Consider the following 20,038-nt stretch of genomic DNA (forward strand, 5'->3'; position numbering starts at 1 on the left):
GCCCATAGACAGGAGAGCGCAGGACTATGGCCGATAAAAAGAGAATTTTGATTGTCGAGGATGAAGCCGACCAGGTTGAATGGCTGACTCTGTTTTTCAGCGAGAACGGCTATGATGTTATATCGGCCGACAACGGGCGGGATGGTTTCGAAAAGGCGGAAGACCAGGCCCCGGATCTGATTACTCTCGACATTTCCATGCCGGGTGAATCAGGCGTCAAAATGTATCATAAACTGATTAAGTCGGAGAAGGCCAAAGACATTCCGGTCGTCATCATTACCGGGGCCCCGGGCGATCTTAAAAATTTCATAGCCAAAGTTAAATCGTTTCCGGCACCTGCCGGCTACCTTGAAAAACCGGTCAATCGCGACAACCTTCTGGAGACAATCCGTAATCTGATCGGCTGATTGGACTTACCTGTTATCAATGGGATTGGGGCTATTGCCTGCCGCTATTCAAACAATCGAGCCATATTTTTCCATTTGTTAATTAATTAGCTTTCAAGTGATTATAATTTATTTTCAAAAAACATTAAAAAGCGTTTGACATTGTGCCGAAAATATTATATGCATATACAACAAATGTAAAATTGACACGTATCAGATAGAAAGAATAAGAATTAAGAGGTCGGCAATGGAAAACAGGCAGGACATAATGGATGGAGTCGGCCGGGTCTGGTTGTTGTTGAAACGATACGGGCGGAAACGGTTTTCCGAGATCAATTTCGATTTCACTTTCGAACAGGCTATGGTCTTATTTATCCTTCGTATGGAAGAAGGTTTGAAAATCGGTGAGATTGCCGAACGAACAGATCGTGATAGAACCACAACCTCAAGAATGATAAACGGTTTGGAGAAGAAAAATCTGGTTGTCAGAGTCCCCGACCAGAATGACAGCCGGCAGAAATTGATATATTTGACACGCCAGGCTAAAGACCAAATGACCTCTATGGATACACTGAGAAAGCAGTTTGCCGCGGAAGTCTTCAGGGATATCGGCAAAAAAGATATTCTCAAGGCCGCTGAAATTCTGCATAAAATCGCCGATAATATTGGGAGGGGATAATTTTTTAACAATATATATGCATATGCATATAATGTAGATACAGTATGACTTTTGAACAGGGAATAAAAAAGGAGAGAAATATGAGAAACTTTTGGATTGGTTCGATTGGGCTGGTTTTGGCCGCAGGCCTGTTGGTCGGTTGCGGGCGTGAAGTCGAGTCTAAGAGCATGGAGCAGATATATGCCGAGGAAGGCATCCCGGTTTGTGTGGAGCCGGTTGTTCCGACCGGATTCTCCAGCGAACTGGAATATAATGCCGTCCTGACCGGTATAAAGGAATCATCGGCCTATGCCGCTATCGCCGATAAAATCGATCGCATCAATTACAAAGTCGGCGACTATATCGAGAAAGATGCAGTGGTGTTGACTTTCCCGACCGATAACCCCTCGGCCAAGTATTTTCAGGCCAAGGTGGCCTTTGAGAATGCCGAAACAACCTTCGCTCGGATGAGGAGTTATTTCGAAACCGGCGGGCTGTCAAAACAGGATTTTGACAATGCCCAGGCGGCCTATGAAGTGGCCGCGGCCAACTGGGACGCGGTCAGGCAGTCGGTTCTGGTTAAGGCTCCGATCGGCGGGATTTTAACCCGGATGAATGTGGTCGAATCCGACAATGTCCATAAGGATGATGAGCTTTTTGCTATCTCTCAGATAGATCATCTTAAGGCCAGGATATGGGTTTCAGATAAGCATATCTGCAGTTTCAAACTCGGGCAGGAGGCCACCGCTCGCTGGAACGGCGCAACCCTCAAGGGCCGGGTGGTGCAGGTGGATATGTCGATGAATCAGAACCGCCAGGCTTTCGGCGTGGTAATTGAATTCGACAATCCCGAAAAAGCTATCAGGTGCGGTGTTACGGCCGGGATCATGGTTTCGATTTATCATGATTCGCAAGCGGTCGTGGTTGAGAGAAAAAACATAGTCACTCAGGATAATGTCAATTATGTCTTTGTTGCTGAAGATAATACTGCTCATAAAAGAAAAGTGACGCTGGGCGGCAGCGGTGGACTTGAGGTCGAGATAATTGATGGCTTAATGATGGGAGAGATGCTTATAACCGAAGGGCAGATCCATCTTGAAGAAGGCAAGAAGATTCGTATTATCGAATCCGGACAAACCGCCTTGAACAATTGAATATGGCAGTCATGATCATTTTAGGCGACAAGGTATCATAGCAAGGAGATAATTAGTGTTTTTATCCAATATATCAATCAAGCGGCCAATCATGATGAGCATGTTCCTGATCGTCTTCCTTCTCTTCGGTGCGCTGGCTTTCTTCAAAATGCCCCTGAATCTTATGCCGGATATAGATATTCCATATGTTTCCGTCCAGACTATTTATGCCGGTGCGGGACCGAAGGAAATTGAAACGCAGATTACCAAGAAAATAGAAGATGCGGTTTCATCCGTCAGTAAAATCGATCAGATAATTTCCTATTCAATGGAAGGGCTTTCGTTCGTAATCATCAAATTCGAGCTGGATAAGGATGTCGACATCGCCAATCAGGAGGTTAAAGACAAGGTCGATGCTATTATAAACGATCTTCCCGATGATGCCGAAGCGCCGACCATCGAGAAAATCGACCTCCAGGAATTTCCCATTATCGATATTGTCCTGTCGGGTGATATTCCGATAACCAACCTCTGGGATGTAGCCGACAAAACACTCAAGGACAGATTCTCCCAGATCGAAGGTGTTGCCAGGGCAGATGTAACCGGGGGCAGGGAACGCGAAATTCAGGTTATTTTGAACGACCGGGCGGTCTTTCAAAATAATATATCCATGACGCAACTGACACAGGTGCTCGGCGCCCAGAATCTCGATATGCCCGGCGGTCATTTTGAAAACAGCAGTCAGGAATATACGGTTCGTATGACCGGGCAATTCGAAGGTATCGATGAAATCTCGGAATTGGAAATACCGACCGCTTACGGTAACAAGCCGTTAAAAGATATCGCGGAAATTAAAGATGCTGGAACCGAAGTCCGGGAGCGAACATCATTCTACAATAATCTGGATAAAATCGGTAATCCCGATGTTGTTCTGATCAGTCTTATAAAAACTCCCGATGGCAATACCGTCGATATTTCAAAGTCGGTTCGGGAAATGATGCCCGAGTTTGAGCAAATTATTCCGGCCGGCTGCCATCTGGATATCGTCACCGATAAGTCGATCTTTATAGGCGATACCGTGGATGATACGATCACCAATATTATCCTCGGTATTCTTTTGACTGGTTTGGTACTGCTCATATTTCTGCACGATATGAGATCAAGCATTATTATCGCGCTGGCCATGCCGATGTCGATTCTCTCGGCCTTTCTGCTGATGAATATGATGGATTACAGCAAGAATATCATAACACTTATGGCCTTATCCACCTCGGTCGGTATTCTGGTCAGTAATTCGGTCGTCGTCATCGAGAATATCTTCAGGCATAAATTCATGGGTAAAAACCGGAAAGAAGCGGCCGCCGTCGGAACTTCGGAAGTCGTCGTGGCGGTTCTGGCTTCGACCGCCACCAATATTGCGGTTTTCCTTCCCATTGCCAATATGGCGGGAATACTCGGCAAGATTTTCGAGGCCTTTGCCCTGACGGTGACCTTTGCCACTCTCTTTTCGCTCCTGATTTCGTTTACGCTGACGCCGATGCTGGCTTCCATTGTACTTCCGGAAGCCAACGGTAACGGGAATAAAAAAGCCCATCGTATCGGCGATTATTTCGAATCCTTGAATAAAATGTTCGAACAAAAGTACAAAAGACTTCTCGAGAAAGTCCTGCACTCAAAGAAGCGTTCGGGACTTGTCGTTGCCGCCGGCGTTTTGATGTTTCTCGTAACCTTAATGTTTGCCGGAAAAATAGGCTTTGAATTTACACCCAATATGGATGAAGGCGATATCCAGATTCAGGCCGAACTTCCGGTCGGATACAGCCTGAATGAGACGGCTGACGTTTTGCAAAAGATCGAAAATCGCCTGAGGCACGACCCCAGTGTCAGTACTATCCTCACTCAGCTGGGGCAGATCAATATGTTGACGCAGGGGACAAATCTGGCTCTCATGAAAATTAAGCTGGCTAAAATCGGCGACAGGGAATTGACTACCCGGCAGACGGCCGATTTGTTTATCCGCGAATTGTCCGATATGCCGAATATTATTCTTCGCATCAGCGCCGTTTCATCCATGGACATGGGCAGTCAGGCGCCGATATCATTCTATCTGAAAGGACAGGATCTTGATAAGCTTGAAGAATATAAGAATGAAATTACCTCTATGATTAAAGACATCCCCGGGTTGGTAAATTTGAATACCAGTTCTCGTTCCGGTCAGCCGGAGATCAGTATTATCCCGGATCGAAGAAAAATCGCCGATGCCGGGCTGACGGTGTATGATATCGCCATGCAGCTTCGCGGGGCGCTTACCGGGCTGGTAGCCACGCAGTACCGGGATGCCGGCGAGGAATATGATGTCCGCGTGATGATTGAAGATGCCTCGCTGAATACCCCCGAGGAAGTCGCCAATCTTGCGATAGCGGGCAAAGAAAGGAATTATACTCTATCCCAGCTGGCCGATATTGATTTCGATATCGGAGTGAATAAAATACTTCATATCGATAAGTTCAAGGCCATTCAATTCGAGGGTTCCCCGGCGGTGGGGGTGCCTCTTGGAGATGTTACCGCTGAAATCGAACGCCGGATTGAAGGCATCGACTTTAGGCCGGGATACAAAATCAGCTGGGGCAGTACGGCGGAAATGATGAAGGAAGCTATCGTGGAAATGTTTACGGCCCTGATACTGGCAATTGTACTGACATATATGCTTCTGGCGGCCATTCTGGAAGATCTGGTCCAACCCCTTTTAGTTTTGGGGACATTCCCGCTTGCCCTGATCGGAGTTATCTGGGCCATGATCCTGACCGGGATGACAATGAATATTCTGGCCATGATGGCAATTGTCATGCTGGTCGGAATTGTCGTCAATACCGCCATTTTAATACTGGATTATGCCAATATTCTGATGCGCGAGAAAGGCATGTCCGTTAACGAGGCCCTTCTGGAAGCCTGTCCGGTCAAACTGCGTCCCATTATTATGGCGGCGGTGGCCATTATCCTCGGTATGCTGCCGATGGCTCTGGGATTGGGTGCTTCCGGCCGCGAATTCCGCCAGCCCATGGGTATTGTCACTATCGGCGGGCTGGTGGTATCGACCATCCTGACTCTGTTTATAATCCCGGCCCTGATGAGTTTTGTGTCAAGATCCAAAAAACCCATGACCACAACTGCAATTGCTGATAGGGGATAAAGAAATGAAAAGGCTGTCACTTTTATTGATATATCTGATTCTACTCCTGACTCCGACCATTGAAGCCGGGGAATATAACTTCGAACAATTCCTCGATCTGGCTGAGAGGCACAGCAAAGATCTGAAACTGGCCCGGCAGGAACTTCGTATCGCCGGTGCCAACAAGAAAGAAGCGATGGCCGGGGCTTTGCCGCATGTTTCGGCCAGCGCCGGTTACACTCGTAATCTGTCAGAAATGTATATGTACATGGATATGGCCGCGCTGACGGGTGAGGAGGAGGCCGGGATTTCGAAATTCCCCATCACCAGAAATAATGAGTACAGCGCCAATGTGGTGATCAGCCAAACGCTGTTCAACGGGGCAGTGTATAATGCCGTTAAAGCGGCCCGGCAGTATCAAAAATTATCTGATTTTGTGTATGATGCTTCATACCAGGAAATCATGACTTATTCCAAAAAAGCCTTTTATCAGACCCTGCTTCTCAAAGTGGTTTTAGATGTTTCGCAGGCATCGGAGCACAATGCCTATGAGAATTATCTTGATGTCAAAAGGGCTTTCGACAATGGACTGGTTTCAGAATTCGAACTGCTTCAGGCAGAGGTCCGCTATAAAGATTACGTTCCCCGAACCACCGAAGCGGAAAAGAATTACAACATCGCCCTGATCAATCTGAAAAATCTGGCCGGTATCCCGGTTGAAGAGGATATGGTGCTCGACGGCAATCTCGATGAATATCCCCAACTTCCGAAGATGGCGACCCTGGAGTCGATCCTGCAAAGCCGTCCGGATTTCAATGCCCTGTTATGGGAGGAGAAACTTCGCGAAACAGGTGTCAGGGCCGAGAAGTCAGCCTATCTGCCGACGTTGACCGGTAGCTTGACATATGCTTATTCGGCGCAGTCGGATGAATGGAGTCTGGACGAGGAAAACGACGGTTTTATAGCGGGATTGAATCTCTCGATCCCGATTTTCACCGGTGGTTCCACCCGGGCCAAAGTCCAGAAAGCACGGATCGAACTGGACAAAACCCGAATCAATATCGATCGCACCCGGGAAAATATCGAGAAACAGATTGAAAGTATCCGGCTCCGCCTTGAAGAAGCCAATAAGCGTATTGTCGCGGCCGAGGCGACTTTGAAAACGGCCGAGAAGGCCTTTGCCATAGCTGAAGCGACTTCAAAATCCGGACTGGCAACCCAGCTCGAATTGAAAGACAGCCGGGTTGTTCTGGATCAGGCCACGAACGGGTACTATGCGGCGGTGTACGAATATCTGGATGCCTACTTTGATTGGGAGAAAGCCACCGGTGCCGTGCAAACAGACCACCGGTAATAGGGAGGGACTGCTAAAGATGACGGGTTCAATATTTTTTCACGGTTCATTTTTTATAGAACGGGAACATGTACAAAAAGGAAAGGAGGTTGATAGCTGTAAAAACGTTATCGTTTTTTTCGACAACATAAGTGTATATGCACTTAATTTAAAAGGGGGGCGAAAGAAGGGAAAAATAGACTGGCGATTTTAACATTAATGAAAAAGGGAAGTCTTATAACAGCATAAGGAGATTAATCATGAAACGTGTCACATTATTGAGTGTCACAGTCATTGTCTTGATGTTCTTCACCGTGCCGGCCAATGCCTTCGAGGCCACCGGAAAACTGGGACTGGGATTTAACGGTGGACTGTCTATCCCGGCCGGGGGTGATATTACCACCGACAGCACTTTCAGCGATTTCTTTGATCTCGGACCGGCTTTCGGAGTCCATGTTAACTATGGTATCATCAAGGAGGTCTCGATCGAGACCGGTTTCCGTTACGCCTTTATGAAAATGAAGGATGATGTCAATGATGATCCGGAAAATGAACCCAATGTCGTGGTTCCACAGATATACCTTAACGGCATATTGAATTTAGGATCGTTCTTCAATAATCCCGAAAACCGGCTCAATCCTTTTGTTAAGGCGGGGGTGGCACTGGTGCCGTGGAAAGCCACCGATGACGGTCCCGGTGGCGATGCTATAATTATGGAAAACGGCGAGGAATTCAAAAAAACCAGTTTCGGTTTAAATTTCGGCGCCGGTCTTGAAGTCTATGCTACCCCGAACCTGTCGCTTTTCGCCGAAGGGCAGTATCTGATGATCTTCAGCGAGGATAAAGATAAATTCGGGGAAGAATTCGGCAATCTCGGGGATATCAATATTAATGTCGGATTAACCTATTACATTCCTCTCACCGGCATGTAATTGCCGGTCCTTCCTGGCGGGAGACGGCTTTGGCCGTCTCCCGATCTTATTAAACCACGATTGAATTGATAAATGCCGGAAACAAATAAAATGGTTGCATTTTTGCAACTACGGCCGTATAATCTTGAAAGATGTTAATGGATGTTTGAATATGGCCGGAAAAACCAAAAACGATCAGACTACCGAGATTATCCTTGATTCCATTGCCGATGGGGTTTTCACGGTTGATAAAGACTGGCGGATTACCTCCTTTAACCGGGCCGCCGAGGAAATAACCGGAATATCAAAAGAGGAAGCGATCGGGCAACGATGTTGCGATGTTTTTCATGCCTCGATCTGTGAATCAAGCTGTGCCCTGAGAGAGTCATTCAAAACCGGGCGTCCGGCGGTAAACCGGGCGGTTTATGTTATCGACTCCTCGGGTAACCGGATTCCGATAAGCATATCCACGGCGGTTTTGAAAGACAAGAAGGGTAATGTTATCGGTGGGGTGGAAACCTTCCGAAACCTGAGTGTTATCGAGGAACTGCGGCGGGAACTCGAGAAAAAATATTCTTTCCATGACATTATCAGTAAGAATAACGAAATGCTTAAAATATTCGATATCCTGCCGGGTGTGGCCGAAAGCGACAGCACGGTTTTAATCGAGGGGGCCAGCGGGACCGGTAAGGAATTGATCGCCATGGCCTTGCATGATCTTTCCGGCCGCCAGGGAAAGCCCCTGGTGGTGGTCAACTGCGGGGCTCTCCCGGATACCCTTCTGGAATCAGAATTGTTCGGATATCGGGCCGGGGCTTTTACCGATGCCCGGAAAGACAAACCGGGCCGTTTTGCTCTTGCCGAAGGCGGGACCATTTTTCTGGATGAAATCGGGGATATCTCGCCGGCCCTTCAGGTGCGGTTACTCAGGGTAATCCAGGAGCGTACTTATGAACCCCTGGGGGCGACTGAATCGATTAAAACCGATGTCCGGATTATCGCCGCCTCCAATAGGAGTTTGGAGAAGCTGGTACGCGCCGGAAAATTCCGGGATGACTTGTACTATCGGTTGAATGTCATCAAAATTAAACTGCCCCCGCTCTGCGAACGCCGCGAAGATATACCGCTGTTGATCGATCATTTTATCCGCCGCTTCAATCATCTTAAAAAAAAGCTGATCTCCGATATCGCTCCCGATGCCCTGGCCCGGCTGATGAGTTATGATTATCCCGGTAATATCCGCGAACTGGAAAATATCATCGAGCACGGGTTTGTCATGTGTCGAGGAACGATTATTAATCTTTCCGATCTGCCTGAAAATGTCCGGCCAAAAGATGAAGGTCCGGCTGTTCCATCGGCCTCGCTGGAAGAGCTCAGTGCCGTCTATATCACCGAGGCTCTCCGTCGCAACAACTGGAATCGGGCCCGAACGGCCCGCGAACTGGGAATACACAAAACCACTTTGTGGCGTAAAATGAACCGGCTGAGGATTAAACCACCCAATCAAAAATAACTGCATAATTGCAATAACATTTCTTCAATGGTTGCAATATCGCAATCTTTTCATTCGCGCTCAGTCCTGTCAATAATTACTGATACAACCACTATCTTATTGTATTACAATAAATTATTTCAATCTTTAGATCATTGACCGGGAATGGCACGGTCTATGCTTAATGGTATCATCAGTATGAGAGTTGCCATTCCAGAATGGGAAGGTCGGATTTCACCGACCATGGATACCGCCGGTAATCTGCTGGTGGTCGAGATAGTCGGGGGACATGAAGTATCTCGCCGAATTATCCCGATACCGCCGATGAATTTGGTCGGTCGGGCCCGTTTTATTTCCGGGTTGAAGATCGATCGTTTGATTTGCGGGGCGATTTCTCATCAACTGGAACAAATGCTTTCGGGTGCCGGCGTGCCGATCAGCCCCTGGTTCGGCGGGCAGGTTGATGATATCATCGCGGCTCATACCCGGGGCAATCTTGAAAATGAGGATTTCTGGCTACCCGGTTGTCGGCGTCGCCGGGGACATCGCGGATATGGTTGTCGACGCGGAAGGCGCGGCGGCCGGGAATAAAGGAGGATTTATGAGAATAGCGGTTTCATCGCAGGGTAAAGAGCTTTCCAGCCGGGTCGATCCAAGGTTCGGCAGGGCCGCGTACTTTATTATCTTTGATACATCCGACAGCAGTGTCGAGGCCGTCGAAAACAGTCAGAATGTCAATGCCGCCCAGGGGGCGGGAATCCAGGCCGCCCGGAATGTGGCCGGCCGGAAGGTTGACCTGGTAGTTTCGGGAAATTTCGGCCCGAAAGCTTTTGCAACTCTGAATGCGGCCGGGATCAAGGCGGCCCAATGGGCCGATGGGACGGTGGCTCAGGCGATTGAAATGGCCCGCAACAACGAATTGAAAGTAAGCACCGGTGCCAATGTCGAAGGACATTGGATGTAATGCCGGACGCTTTATTGGCGCGTAGAATTAATAGACAAAGGAGGATATTATGCCGGGTGGAGACAGAACCGGTCCGATGGGCCAGGGGCCTATGACCGGACGAGGAGCCGGCTTCTGTGCCGGATATGGAAGGCCAGGATACATGAACCGCTTTTTGGGTGGCGGATTCGGCTCCGGCCGGGGGATGGGCCGTGGTGGCGGTAGAGGTTTCGGCGGCGGCGGCCGGGGTTGGCGAAATATGTACTATGCTACCGGACTACCCGGGTGGAATCGACCCTATTATCCGGCCGGGTATGCGGCGACGGGGTATGCACCCGCCGCAACCGGTCAGGATGAACTGGCTGAATTGAAGGACCAGGCTGGCTATCTAAAGAGCACGCTTGAAGATATTAACCGGAGAATAGAACAACTTGAGAAATCAAGGAAGGAGTCATAATGAGTATGCAAGGTGGCGGTGGTCAAGGCGGCGGTCGCGGTGGCGGTCAGGGCGGCGGCCGCGGAGGCGGTCAAGGCGGCGGTCAGGGCAAAGGTCGTGGAATGGGCCGCGGCGGCGGAAGAGCTTTGGGTCCGGGCGGGGAATGCTATTGCCCGTCATGCGGCGAGAAGGTTAAGCACCAGCAGGGTGTCCCATGCTATGAAATCAAATGCCCCAAATGCGGTCAGCCAATGACCAGAAAGTAATCGTTCATGCCGCGTAAATTAACTATTGCTATTGCCAGCGGTAAAGGGGGGACAGGCAAAACCACCCTTTCCACCAGCCTGGCGGCGATTCTGGTGGAGAGGGGTGAAGATGTGGTTTTTCTCGATTGTGATGTTGAGGAGCCGGACGGTCATATCTTTTTAAAGCCGCAAGGCATCCAGAGTCAGCCGGTTAATGTTATGATTCCGCGAATCATTCCGGAAAAGTGCAACTTTTGCGGGGCCTGCGGCGATGCATGCCAATTCAATGCTCTGGCGGTCCTGGCCGACCGGGTGATGGTTTTTCCCTCGCTCTGCCATAGTTGCGGCGCCTGCTATCATATTTGCCCCGAAAAAGCGATCGAGGAAATCCCGCGGGAGATTGGAACCATAAATTACGGAAACGGGCAGGGGGTCAAATTCTTCGAAGGGCGGCTGAATATCGGTGAGGCGCTCTCACCTCCTGTAATTAAGGTATTGAGATCAGTACCAAACGGATCCCGAATCACCATAATAGATGCACCGCCCGGAACCTCCTGTCCCGTTATTGAAGCGGTTAGGAATACCGATTTTGTCGTTCTCGTTACCGAACCGACCCCGTTCGGACTCCATGACCTGAAACTGGCGGTGGAAATGGTCCGGGCCATGAATTTGCCGTTCGGGGTGGTGATAAACCGGGCCGATATGGGCGATGATCGGGTCGAGAAATATTGTAAGAGTGAAAGGGTCGATATTCTACTGAAAATACCGTTCGACCGCCGGCTGGCCGAGGAATATTCCGAGGGCAGTATGACTCTGATCAGTAATCCGGAGTATGCCGGGGGATTGGTGACACTGATGAATGATATCAAGAAGAGGATTGAGAAAAATGGAACTGGTGATTCTCAGCGGTAAAGGTGGAACCGGAAAGACCAGCCTGGTGGGTTCCCTGGCGGTGCTGGCGGAAAATAAGATACTGGTCGATTGCGATGTCGATGCCGCCGATCTGGATTTGATTATCCAGGGGGAAAAGGGCCAGCCCAATGAGTTTACTGCTTCCAAAAAGGCCATTATCGATTCCGAGCTCTGTACCGATTGCGGTATCTGTCGGGAACATTGTCGATTTAATGCCATTGAATACAATGATACCGGTACAGGTGGAAGTTATCGGATTGATCCGCTGGCGTGTGAGGGATGCGGCCTGTGCGTTTATCTATGCCCGGATAAAGCCATTGGACTTCATCCGGTGGTCAGCGGGCAATGGTTTCTCTCGAAAACCGATTACGGCCCTCTGATTCATGCCAACCTGGGTATTGCCCAGGGAAACTCCGGTCGGCTGGTATCGCTGTTAAGGAAGACCGCCCGGGATCTGGCTGAAAGCGAGGGAAGAGAATTGATAATTGTCGATGGACCGCCGGGAATCGGTTGCCCGGTCATAGCCTCGCTGACGGGAGCCGATTATGTAGTTCTGGTTACGGAACCATCTAAATCCGCCTTCCATGATCTGGAACGGATTATAAGCCTGGTGTCTCATTTTAGATTACCGCTCGGAATATGCATCAACAAATTCGACATAAACCCGGCGCTGACACAGGAAATCGAAAATTTCGCAATCCAAAAGGGAATTGTACTTCTGGGCCGGATTCCCTATGATCCCGAAATCACCAGAGCCCAGATTGCCGGAAAACCGGTGATTGAATTTGTTGATAATGAGACCGGCCGACTGATAAGACAGATCTGGGAAAAAATCCTTGGAAATTTGAAATATAACAATGGCCGAAAAAAAGACATATCCAAACCATTGAAACTACTATAAAACGAGGGAGACAAATATATGCGAATCGCAATACCAATGGCCGAAGGGAGGCTGTCAGCTCATTTCGGTCACTGTCAGGAATTCGCCCTGATCGATGTCGATACCGATAATAAGAAAATCATGAAATCCGAAAGACTGGTACCACCGCCTCACGAACCGGGTGTCCTTCCCGGGTGGCTGGCCCAAATGGATTGTAACCTGATTATCGCTGGTGGGATGGGCCATCGGGCTATCAGTATGTTTAACCAGAACGGGATAAGTGTCGTGACCGGAGCCATGGCCTTGAAACCGGAGGAAATAGTCATGTCCTACCTGAACGGACAGCTTATTGCCGGTGAAAATACTTGTGATAATCCGACGCATCATCATGGCGAAGATGGCCGTTGCCGCTCCCATCAGAATGAATCATGAGTGAATCTGAGGGAATAAATGCAATTGATAGCCGGAGGAAATTGTCGATTTCCTCCGGTTTCGGCCGGGATAAGGATCAATAGCGGTTGCCTGCCGGAATCATTCTCATCGTATTGAATATACACCGTACATATCGCTCTCCCATTCCTCCATATTTTTACCAATGAACCCAATAACATAGTCAATATTTGTTTGGGTCTTCTATTGACGTCCTTTTGCAGAATTTTGTCCGGGGAAATATCCAGAATTAATCCCGGCAGAAGGCCAAAACGCCATATAACTTTCTGAACTGTAAGATGTTAATGGTGTGGCCGCGGTTTCCTGCCGCCGGGTACAGCGTTTGCGCTGATGTCAGGAGAAAAATATCCTTTTGGGCCGTAAGGAGATGATATGAAAAAAACACTGATTATTGCCGTTCTTCTGGCCGGTTTCTTACTCTTTCTGCTGGTCAGCGGCTGTGATAAGGAAAGAATAGTCGAATCGACCGAGTACATCCATGATATCGAATATGTCGAATCGCCTCCCGATACGGTTTTTATGATTGATACCGTGTACAACCATGATTCGACAACCGTCAATACCACCGACACCGTTCTGATAATCGATACCGTTACCCAGGTGACTTATATCCACGATACCGTAACCGTTATCGAGAACCATTATGATACGATCCAGGTAACACAGTACAGTCCCAATGAATATCTGGCTATTGCGGCTCTTCAGTACTACACCGACCCAATGGTTATCGATTTTATTTACGATGAATTCGGGTATGATGACGGTTGGGTTTTCTACCTGTCATCCTTCCAGCTTGATCTGACCCGGCAGTCCTCCGGCGTGTATGATATTTATGGCTATATCGATTACTGGACACCCGACTGGTCCGGTTATTATCCGCTGGAATTCTACTGGCGTATGGTTTATACCGGCGGTGATCCGGCCGATCCCGATAACTGGGATCTGACCGATCCGCCCAGCTCCGTGGCCGTTCACACGCCCGGAATAAAATTGACGACCGGTAATACCGCCGCCAACCGGAATCTTCATTGATTTAATAACAATCCGGGAGCCGCGCTGAAAATATGACGACAGCCTCCGGCTCCCGGTTGCTGATTCGAGTTTATGCCCATCCTCAGGAAGGTCTCTCCATCAGGCGAATCATCGTTTTTCAGTTCGTTTCAGAATGATCCCGGATTTCGGATACTTGTCCGGAAATTCTGTCGGGATCGACCCGATTTCGTTTCAATACCTGAGAAACGACCCTGACCGCGGCCTCACGTTCCGCCGGAATAACATCATCGGCACCTGCCGCCAGCAGGGTTTCGATATCCAGCAAATAGGTGGTCCTGACGGTTATATGCAACTTCGGCGCCAGTCCGCGGGCCGTTCTTACAGCCAGCTCCGATGCCCCCGGATCGTTTATCAGAATAACCAGCTCACGGGCATTTTCAATCCCCAGTTGACTTAAGACATCCTCGCTGGTGATATCGCCGAACACCGCTTTGCCGGTTTCCCTCGATGCTCTCTCGACATTTTCTATATTCAAATCGACAATGATGTATGGTAACCCCGAGTCATTGAGGACCTGCGATAACTCCCGTCCGGCAAAACCGTACCCGGCGATGATTATATGATTACAGATCTTACAGACCTCTCCCGAAACATCCTCGGCAGAATCGATCTCGGCCATTCCTTTAAGTCTGGCAAACCTGCCGAGACCGGCCGTCAGCCGGGGTCCGTAGGACATGACAAAAGGCGTAATGAACATGGACAAGATCGCGGCCGAAACCACGTTGTTTTCGACCGCACCGGACACCAGACCTGTTCCTTGAATGGCGTAAAGCAAAACGAAAGAGAACTCCCCCACCTGGGCCAGCGCGAAAGCGGCAATCAAACATACCCGGAAGGGCATTCGCATTATCAACGCCGTCAAAAAGACAATCAGGGATTTGCCGATTAAAATACCCGCCAGGATAGTCAGGATAGGGATCAGATTATAAAGAATCGCATTCGGTGATAACAGCATTCCGACCGATACGAAAAACAGGCTGGCGAAAACCTCTCTGAAAGATATTATTTCGGCCATGGCCTGCTGGCGGTATTCGGATCCGGCCACAACCAGCCCGGCCAGAAAGGCGCCGATTGCCAGTGACGCCCCGGATCGGGTTACCAGCCAGGCCGTGCCCAGGCAGACAACGAAAACCGCGAGGATGAATAACTGCCTTTGTCTGGTTCGAGCAACAAGTCTGAGAACCCGCGGGACAATCAGAATGGCGGCAAGCAACACCGCCAGGACAAGACCCAGCGATTTGACCAGGGTAACGGTAAAGGTTCCGACTCCCAAATCGGAACCAATCAATAACGGAATAATCAGCATGATCGGGACCACACTGAAATCCTGGAAAACGAGAATCCCCAGTATCAATCGCCCGTGCGGGGCATCGACCTCACCTCGTTGCTGAAGCCCCCTCAATACGATAGCGGTGCTGGATAAGGCCAAGACAAAACCGATAAATATCGCCGAATTGCCCTCAAATCCGAACATTTTACATATCAGATATGCGGCCGAGGCAGTCAGTCCGACCTGGAGAACACCTCCGATAACCGCAAGTTTCCATAATCGTCGCAGTTTTTTAAGGGCCAGTTCCAGGCCAATGCCGAACAGTAGCAGGGCCACCCCGATCTCGGCCAGGATTTCGACCTGGTGGCTATCATGAATCAATCCCAAGCCTCGCGGCCCGACCAAAACACCCGAGAGAATGAATCCGGCTATAGACGGCAATTTGAGTCGATAAAAAACGACCACGACTATAACGGCAACTGCAAGAATTATTAGAAGATCCGTGAGAAAGGCCAGTTCATGCATAATACTTTATCTCCGGGAGGGCCATGCGCCTGCCGATGATATACCCTCCGTAACTCCCGAATAGATTTCGACACATTTTTACGCGCAAAATATAACCCCGGCTGATACCGGGGTCAATATCAATGACGGGAGAGAGAGATGAATTCCCCCCATTGTCGGCATTATCGGGAAATATGAAATAATATGACAACAGATATTCAGCTATTTCTTGTATCCCTGGAGTTCCTTTTCAAGAACCTTTTTGAATTCATGGGAATCTTCCGGCGTAAACAGAAACCGCTTGCAAAATCCTTCTTTCTTGTCCAGCACCACATGTTCCTTGAAGTTGGCCCAATCCAGTTTTATGGCGGGCTTGAATCCCTTAAGCTGGAGATCACCTTTTAAGAGGCCTTTTAAATCGGATTCCTTTACCTCGACTTTTACTATCACATCAAAAGGAATCGACACCACTCCGACATGGGTGGCGAACTCGACATGATCCTTATAAATCCGGTACTCCTGCCAGAGACTTTTCATGGTGGATTTCGAAGTGTACACGGCTTTTTCGATCATGACTTTCTCCTTGTTCGTAAGTTTGATCCGCTGATGCTCTTACGCCAATTTTACGAATATATTACGAAACGGCAGATTACCGTAACCAATAAAATCAAAAAAAGCATATAAATCAACCCGGAAAATAACCGCCGTTTTTCTCCTCAGCCACGCTAATAAAAAACAGCCGCATCTTATCAATGTTTCTCCCATACTTTTGTCTTAACTAATATGGTTTTTGAAATAACCATTCCTTGGCAATTATGGCGGGCGAACCATGCATTTCTGCCCATTCGGTATGGAGAAATGGAAACATAATAAACAGGGGCAGAGGCCTTCGTTTGTTCCCCTTATTGATCTTCATTCGGTTTACACGTTGTTTATCAATCTCAGATATTTCTAATATGCCTGCCAACCATTCTGCGGCTCTCGAAAATAGCCAGCCTCCCGGCCTTGCCACAAACTTGGCCTTCGACGGATTGTCATAAATATATTCCGTTTAAATAAACGGTTTATCGGGGAAAAGCATATATGCCGACGGCCAAGCTTGAAATTCGTATGGCCATATCATAAAAAAAGAAAAAGATGATATCCGGCGCAGTTTTTTATTGCGCGGCGGTTTGGAAAATATTATAACTGATCCAGCGGTTTGTATGATGAAGCAGGGTGAAAATCCCTCACTGTCGCGCAACGGTTATAGTCCGACCTCATACAATTAGTCTTGTATAGACCCGCGTCCGGCTCGCGACAAGCCACCTGCAGAGTCTGTTCGATGGCTTGGGCGGCCAAACCCAGGCTTTTTTTTGGAGCAGGCTTATGTTTATGTACATTCTCAAACGAAACGGACGGAAAGTCCCTTTTCAGGAAGAAAAAATATCCACCGCTCTGGCCAAGGCCGGGCAAGCCACGGGTGAATTCGGCGACCGGGAGGCAGTCACCCTGATGAGGATGGTTTTGATGAGGGCCGAACACCAGTTGGGAGGCCGGATTCCTCAGGTCGAGCAGATTCAAGACCTGGTCGAGGATGTTCTCCTGCATTCGGATTTCAAGAAGACCGCTAATGCCTATATTCTTTATCGTGATCAGCACAAACAACTCAGGAACATTGCCAACGCCGTAAATAACGGATTGGTCGAGAAATACCTTTTACAATCCGACTGGAAGGTTAAAGAAAACAGCAATATGTCCTATTCCCTTCAGGGACTGAATAATTATATCTCCAGCGAAATCAGTAAGAATTATTGGCTGAATAAGATATATCCGGAATCGATTCGGCTTTCGCACCTGAGAGGTGATTTTCATATACATGATTTGAATATTCTCTCGGTATACTGTGTCGGCTGGGATCTTTACGACCTTTTGATCCACGGATTTACAGGGGTCGAGGGAAAGGTGTCGAGCAGAGCTCCCCGGCATTTTCGAGCCGCCCTCGGCCAGGTGGTCAATTTCTTCTATACTTTGCAGGGGGAGACGGCCGGAGCCCAGGCCTTCAGCAATTTCGATACGCTTCTGGCTCCGTTCATCCGTTACGATAAGCTGACATTCAACGAAGTCAAGCAGGCTCTCCAGGAGTTTCTCTTCAATGTAAACGTCCCGACCCGTGTCGGCTTCCAGACTCCGTTTACGAATGTCACTCTGGATCTGAAAGCGCCGAAACATTATGCGAATCAGCCGGTTATTATCGGTGGACAACCACGGTCTGAAACGTATGGCGAATTCCAAACCGAAATGGATTGGTTCAACAGGGCTTTTCTTGAGGTTATGGCGGATGGTGATGCAAGCGGCCGGGTTTTCACCTTCCCTATTCCAACCTACAACATTACCGGGGATTTTAACTGGGATGGGGAGGTCAGCAATCTGTTGTGGAAGGTAACCGGCAAGTACGGCCTGCCGTATTTTTCCAATTTTATCAATTCAGATATGGATCCCGAGGATACGCGGTCGATGTGTTGCCGGCTGAGAATCGATAACAGGCAATTATATCAGCGCGGGGGCGGACTTTTCGGAGCCAATCCGCTGACCGGTTCGATCGGCGTTGTGACGATTAACCTGCCCCGCCTCGGACTTATAGCCGGGTCCAAAGAGCGATTTTTGAATCAACTCGAGCGGATCATGGATCAGGCAAAAGAAAGCCTGGAAATCAAGCGTAAAACCCTCGAACGTTTCACGGATGCCGACCTCTATCCCTACACCAAGTTTTATCTTCGAAACATAAAAGAGCATTACGGTGCTTACTGGCAAAACCATTTCTCCACTATCGGGATTGTGGGAATGAATGAAGCTCTCCGCAACCTGCTGGGAGTTAATATCGCGGCTCTCCAGGGACTATCATTTGCCATGACCGTGATGGATTTCATGAGGGATCGGCTCCTGGATTATCAGGACGAAACGGGCAATAACTACAATCTGGAAGCGACTCCGGCGGAGGGAACATCATACCGGCTGGCGTTACTGGATCAGGCCGAATTCGAGAAAGCAGTGTTTGCCAATGGATGCGGCCGAAATGTCGACAATCCGTTTTATACCAACTCAACCCACCTTCCGGTTGATTTTACCGATGATTTTTTCGAAGCGCTTGATATGCAGGATGACCTTCAGTCCAAGTACACCGGAGGCACCGTGATGCACCTGTTCCTCGGGGAGAGAATTAATGAAACGGAGTCGGTTAAAGTTCTGGTGCAAACCATATGTGAACGATATAAATTACCGTATTTCACACTGACACCGACTTTCAGTATTTGCCCGCAACACGGTTATCTGGCCGGTGAGGTGTCGGTCTGTAAAAGATGCGGTAGTCCGTGCGAGATATATTCCCGTATTGTGGGATATTTACGCCCGGTAAACCAGTGGAACGACGGCAAGCAGGCGGAATTCGTCATGCGCCGGCAATACCGAACTGAAGTACCCGCATGATCATCGGAGGATTACAGCGCCTTTCGCTCATAGACTACCCCGGTAAAATATGCGCCGTTGTATTCACCCGAGGCTGTAATTTTCGGTGTCGCTATTGTCACAATCCGGAACTGGTTGTACCCGAAAAATTTTCGCCGGCCATTCCGCTCCGGGATGTTTATGATTTTTTGCATCGACGCTCGGGATTACTGCAGGCGGTATGTATCTCCGGCGGGGAACCTGCCGTACATCCGGACCTTTTAAGCATGCTGAGCCGGATAAAGGAAATGGGCTATTTGGTAAAACTTGACAGCAACGGCAGCCAACCCGGGATACTGAAAGAAGCCATTGGTAGAAAACTGCTGGATTATGTTGCTATTGATATTAAAGCCCCTTGGCGGGATTATGGAAAAATCGTCGGCGTGCGCTTTCCGGCGGAACGGCTGACAAAAAGCATCGCCCTTGTGATGTCATCTGAGGTTGATTATGAATTCAGGACGACCGTTGTTAGATGTTTTATAAGTCCGGATGATATCCACAAAATCGCCCGCTCGATTCGCGGTGCGAGAAGGTATATCCTGCAGAACTTTGGTTCCACAAAACTGCTGGATGAGACTCTACATCATGAACCGTCTTATTCCGATGAGGAACTGGCGGAAATAGCCGGAGAATTGAAACAATATGTGGAATATTGCGGTGTCAGAAAAACGGCTGACCAGTTTTATCCATAGCAGGAATCTGTTGAATGAGCTTGCATTTATGAAAATATTTCGTCCAGTACAATAAAAAGCCCCCTTTTTGGAAGAATATAGAACGCTA

19 protein-coding genes are annotated in these 20,038 nt (G+C 48.7%); 17 read left to right on the plus strand and 2 right to left on the minus strand.

What is annotated here, in order from left to right; genetic code table 11:
- The first annotated feature begins 26 nt into the window (after positions 1-26).
- The 15 genes from JXQ28_06520 (at position 27) to JXQ28_06590 (ending at position 13,980) form a co-directional block, all read left to right on the plus strand.
- Entirely contained in the window at positions 27-407 is a 381-nt protein-coding gene (locus JXQ28_06520; protein MBN2277383.1) for a response regulator, read from the plus strand.
- A 226-nt stretch (positions 408-633) separates the two neighbouring features.
- A complete protein-coding gene (locus JXQ28_06525; protein ID MBN2277384.1) occupies positions 634-1,065 on the plus strand; it encodes a MarR family transcriptional regulator in 432 nt (143 codons plus the stop codon).
- An 80-nt stretch (positions 1,066-1,145) separates the two neighbouring features.
- Positions 1,146-2,198 (plus strand): efflux RND transporter periplasmic adaptor subunit, encoded by a 1,053-nt coding sequence (locus JXQ28_06530; protein ID MBN2277385.1) that lies wholly within the window; start codon positions 1,146-1,148, stop codon positions 2,196-2,198.
- Between the two features lie 55 nt (positions 2,199-2,253).
- Positions 2,254-5,367, plus strand: coding sequence for an efflux RND transporter permease subunit (locus JXQ28_06535; protein ID MBN2277386.1), 3,114 nt, complete (start codon positions 2,254-2,256; stop codon positions 5,365-5,367).
- 4 nt (positions 5,368-5,371) lie between these two features.
- A complete protein-coding gene (locus tag JXQ28_06540; protein ID MBN2277387.1) occupies positions 5,372-6,700 on the plus strand; it encodes a TolC family protein in 1,329 nt (442 codons plus the stop codon).
- Between the two features lie 239 nt (positions 6,701-6,939).
- Positions 6,940-7,611, plus strand: a complete 672-nt coding sequence (locus JXQ28_06545) for a porin family protein (GenBank protein ID MBN2277388.1) — start codon at positions 6,940-6,942, stop codon at positions 7,609-7,611.
- A gap of 151 nt (positions 7,612-7,762) precedes the next feature.
- On the plus strand, positions 7,763-9,103 hold the full coding sequence (locus tag JXQ28_06550; protein MBN2277389.1) for a sigma 54-interacting transcriptional regulator: 1,341 nt from the start codon (positions 7,763-7,765) through the stop codon (positions 9,101-9,103).
- A 156-nt stretch (positions 9,104-9,259) separates the two neighbouring features.
- On the plus strand, positions 9,260-9,673 hold the full coding sequence (locus JXQ28_06555) for a hypothetical protein (GenBank protein ID MBN2277390.1): 414 nt from the start codon (positions 9,260-9,262) through the stop codon (positions 9,671-9,673).
- Positions 9,674-9,683: 10 nt separating this feature from the next.
- A complete protein-coding gene (locus JXQ28_06560; protein MBN2277391.1) occupies positions 9,684-10,046 on the plus strand; it encodes a NifB/NifX family molybdenum-iron cluster-binding protein in 363 nt (120 codons plus the stop codon).
- 49 nt (positions 10,047-10,095) lie between these two features.
- Entirely contained in the window at positions 10,096-10,482 is a 387-nt protein-coding gene (locus JXQ28_06565) for a DUF5320 domain-containing protein (GenBank protein ID MBN2277392.1), read from the plus strand.
- On the plus strand, positions 10,482-10,727 hold the full coding sequence (locus JXQ28_06570; protein ID MBN2277393.1) for a hypothetical protein: 246 nt from the start codon (positions 10,482-10,484) through the stop codon (positions 10,725-10,727). Before JXQ28_06565 ends, JXQ28_06570 begins: the two co-directional genes overlap by 1 nt.
- 6 nt (positions 10,728-10,733) lie before the next feature.
- Positions 10,734-11,618: an ATP-binding protein gene (locus tag JXQ28_06575; protein ID MBN2277394.1), complete on the plus strand. Its 885-nt coding sequence runs from the start codon at positions 10,734-10,736 to the stop codon at positions 11,616-11,618.
- Entirely contained in the window at positions 11,593-12,519 is a 927-nt protein-coding gene (locus tag JXQ28_06580; protein ID MBN2277395.1) for a 4Fe-4S binding protein, read from the plus strand. The genes JXQ28_06575 and JXQ28_06580 overlap by 26 nt, the downstream gene beginning before the upstream one ends.
- 18 nt (positions 12,520-12,537) lie before the next feature.
- The gene (locus tag JXQ28_06585; GenBank protein ID MBN2277396.1) at positions 12,538-12,930 is read left to right on the plus strand and encodes a NifB/NifX family molybdenum-iron cluster-binding protein; all 393 of its coding nucleotides are present in this window, start codon (positions 12,538-12,540) and stop codon (positions 12,928-12,930) included.
- A gap of 390 nt (positions 12,931-13,320) precedes the next feature.
- Positions 13,321-13,980 (plus strand): hypothetical protein, encoded by a 660-nt coding sequence (locus JXQ28_06590; GenBank protein ID MBN2277397.1) that lies wholly within the window; start codon positions 13,321-13,323, stop codon positions 13,978-13,980.
- A 118-nt stretch (positions 13,981-14,098) separates the two neighbouring features.
- On the opposite strand, the gene JXQ28_06595 is transcribed toward JXQ28_06590, so the two are convergent.
- Positions 14,099-15,796 (minus strand): cation:proton antiporter, encoded by a 1,698-nt coding sequence (locus JXQ28_06595; GenBank protein ID MBN2277398.1) that lies wholly within the window; start codon positions 15,794-15,796, stop codon positions 14,099-14,101.
- Between the two features lie 201 nt (positions 15,797-15,997).
- Positions 15,998-16,348, minus strand: a complete 351-nt coding sequence (locus JXQ28_06600; protein ID MBN2277399.1) for a hypothetical protein — start codon at positions 16,346-16,348, stop codon at positions 15,998-16,000.
- A 795-nt stretch (positions 16,349-17,143) separates the two neighbouring features.
- Between JXQ28_06600 and JXQ28_06605 the strand changes: the two genes are divergently transcribed.
- Positions 17,144-19,240, plus strand: coding sequence for a ribonucleoside triphosphate reductase (locus JXQ28_06605; GenBank protein ID MBN2277400.1), 2,097 nt, complete (start codon positions 17,144-17,146; stop codon positions 19,238-19,240).
- Positions 19,237-19,950: an anaerobic ribonucleoside-triphosphate reductase activating protein gene (locus tag JXQ28_06610; protein ID MBN2277401.1), complete on the plus strand. Its 714-nt coding sequence runs from the start codon at positions 19,237-19,239 to the stop codon at positions 19,948-19,950. Before JXQ28_06605 ends, JXQ28_06610 begins: the two co-directional genes overlap by 4 nt.
- Positions 19,951-20,038 lie beyond the last annotated feature (88 nt).

It is taken from the genome of Candidatus Zixiibacteriota bacterium, from assembly GCA_016933955.1.
Lineage (GTDB): Bacteria > Zixibacteria > MSB-5A5 > GN15 > PGXB01 > JAFGTT01.

Coding starts and splice junctions, on each gene's coding strand:
- JXQ28_06520 (MBN2277383.1), top strand. CDS start 27: ATGGCCGATAAAAAGAGAATTTTGATTGTCGAGGATGAAGCCGACCAG.
- JXQ28_06525 (MBN2277384.1), top strand. CDS start 634: ATGGAAAACAGGCAGGACATAATGGATGGAGTCGGCCGGGTCTGGTTG.
- JXQ28_06530 (MBN2277385.1), top strand. CDS start 1,146: ATGAGAAACTTTTGGATTGGTTCGATTGGGCTGGTTTTGGCCGCAGGC.
- JXQ28_06540 (MBN2277387.1), top strand. CDS start 5,372: ATGAAAAGGCTGTCACTTTTATTGATATATCTGATTCTACTCCTGACT.
- JXQ28_06545 (MBN2277388.1), top strand. CDS start 6,940: ATGAAACGTGTCACATTATTGAGTGTCACAGTCATTGTCTTGATGTTC.
- JXQ28_06550 (MBN2277389.1), top strand. CDS start 7,763: ATGGCCGGAAAAACCAAAAACGATCAGACTACCGAGATTATCCTTGAT.
- JXQ28_06555 (MBN2277390.1), top strand. CDS start 9,260: ATGCTTAATGGTATCATCAGTATGAGAGTTGCCATTCCAGAATGGGAA.
- JXQ28_06560 (MBN2277391.1), top strand. CDS start 9,684: ATGAGAATAGCGGTTTCATCGCAGGGTAAAGAGCTTTCCAGCCGGGTC.
- JXQ28_06565 (MBN2277392.1), top strand. CDS start 10,096: ATGCCGGGTGGAGACAGAACCGGTCCGATGGGCCAGGGGCCTATGACC.
- JXQ28_06570 (MBN2277393.1), top strand. CDS start 10,482: ATGAGTATGCAAGGTGGCGGTGGTCAAGGCGGCGGTCGCGGTGGCGGT.
- JXQ28_06575 (MBN2277394.1), top strand. CDS start 10,734: ATGCCGCGTAAATTAACTATTGCTATTGCCAGCGGTAAAGGGGGGACA.
- JXQ28_06580 (MBN2277395.1), top strand. CDS start 11,593: ATGGAACTGGTGATTCTCAGCGGTAAAGGTGGAACCGGAAAGACCAGC.
- JXQ28_06585 (MBN2277396.1), top strand. CDS start 12,538: ATGCGAATCGCAATACCAATGGCCGAAGGGAGGCTGTCAGCTCATTTC.
- JXQ28_06590 (MBN2277397.1), top strand. CDS start 13,321: ATGAAAAAAACACTGATTATTGCCGTTCTTCTGGCCGGTTTCTTACTC.
- JXQ28_06595 (MBN2277398.1), bottom strand. CDS start 15,796: ATGCATGAACTGGCCTTTCTCACGGATCTTCTAATAATTCTTGCAGTT.
- JXQ28_06600 (MBN2277399.1), bottom strand. CDS start 16,348: ATGATCGAAAAAGCCGTGTACACTTCGAAATCCACCATGAAAAGTCTC.
- JXQ28_06605 (MBN2277400.1), top strand. CDS start 17,144: ATGTTTATGTACATTCTCAAACGAAACGGACGGAAAGTCCCTTTTCAG.
- JXQ28_06610 (MBN2277401.1), top strand. CDS start 19,237: ATGATCATCGGAGGATTACAGCGCCTTTCGCTCATAGACTACCCCGGT.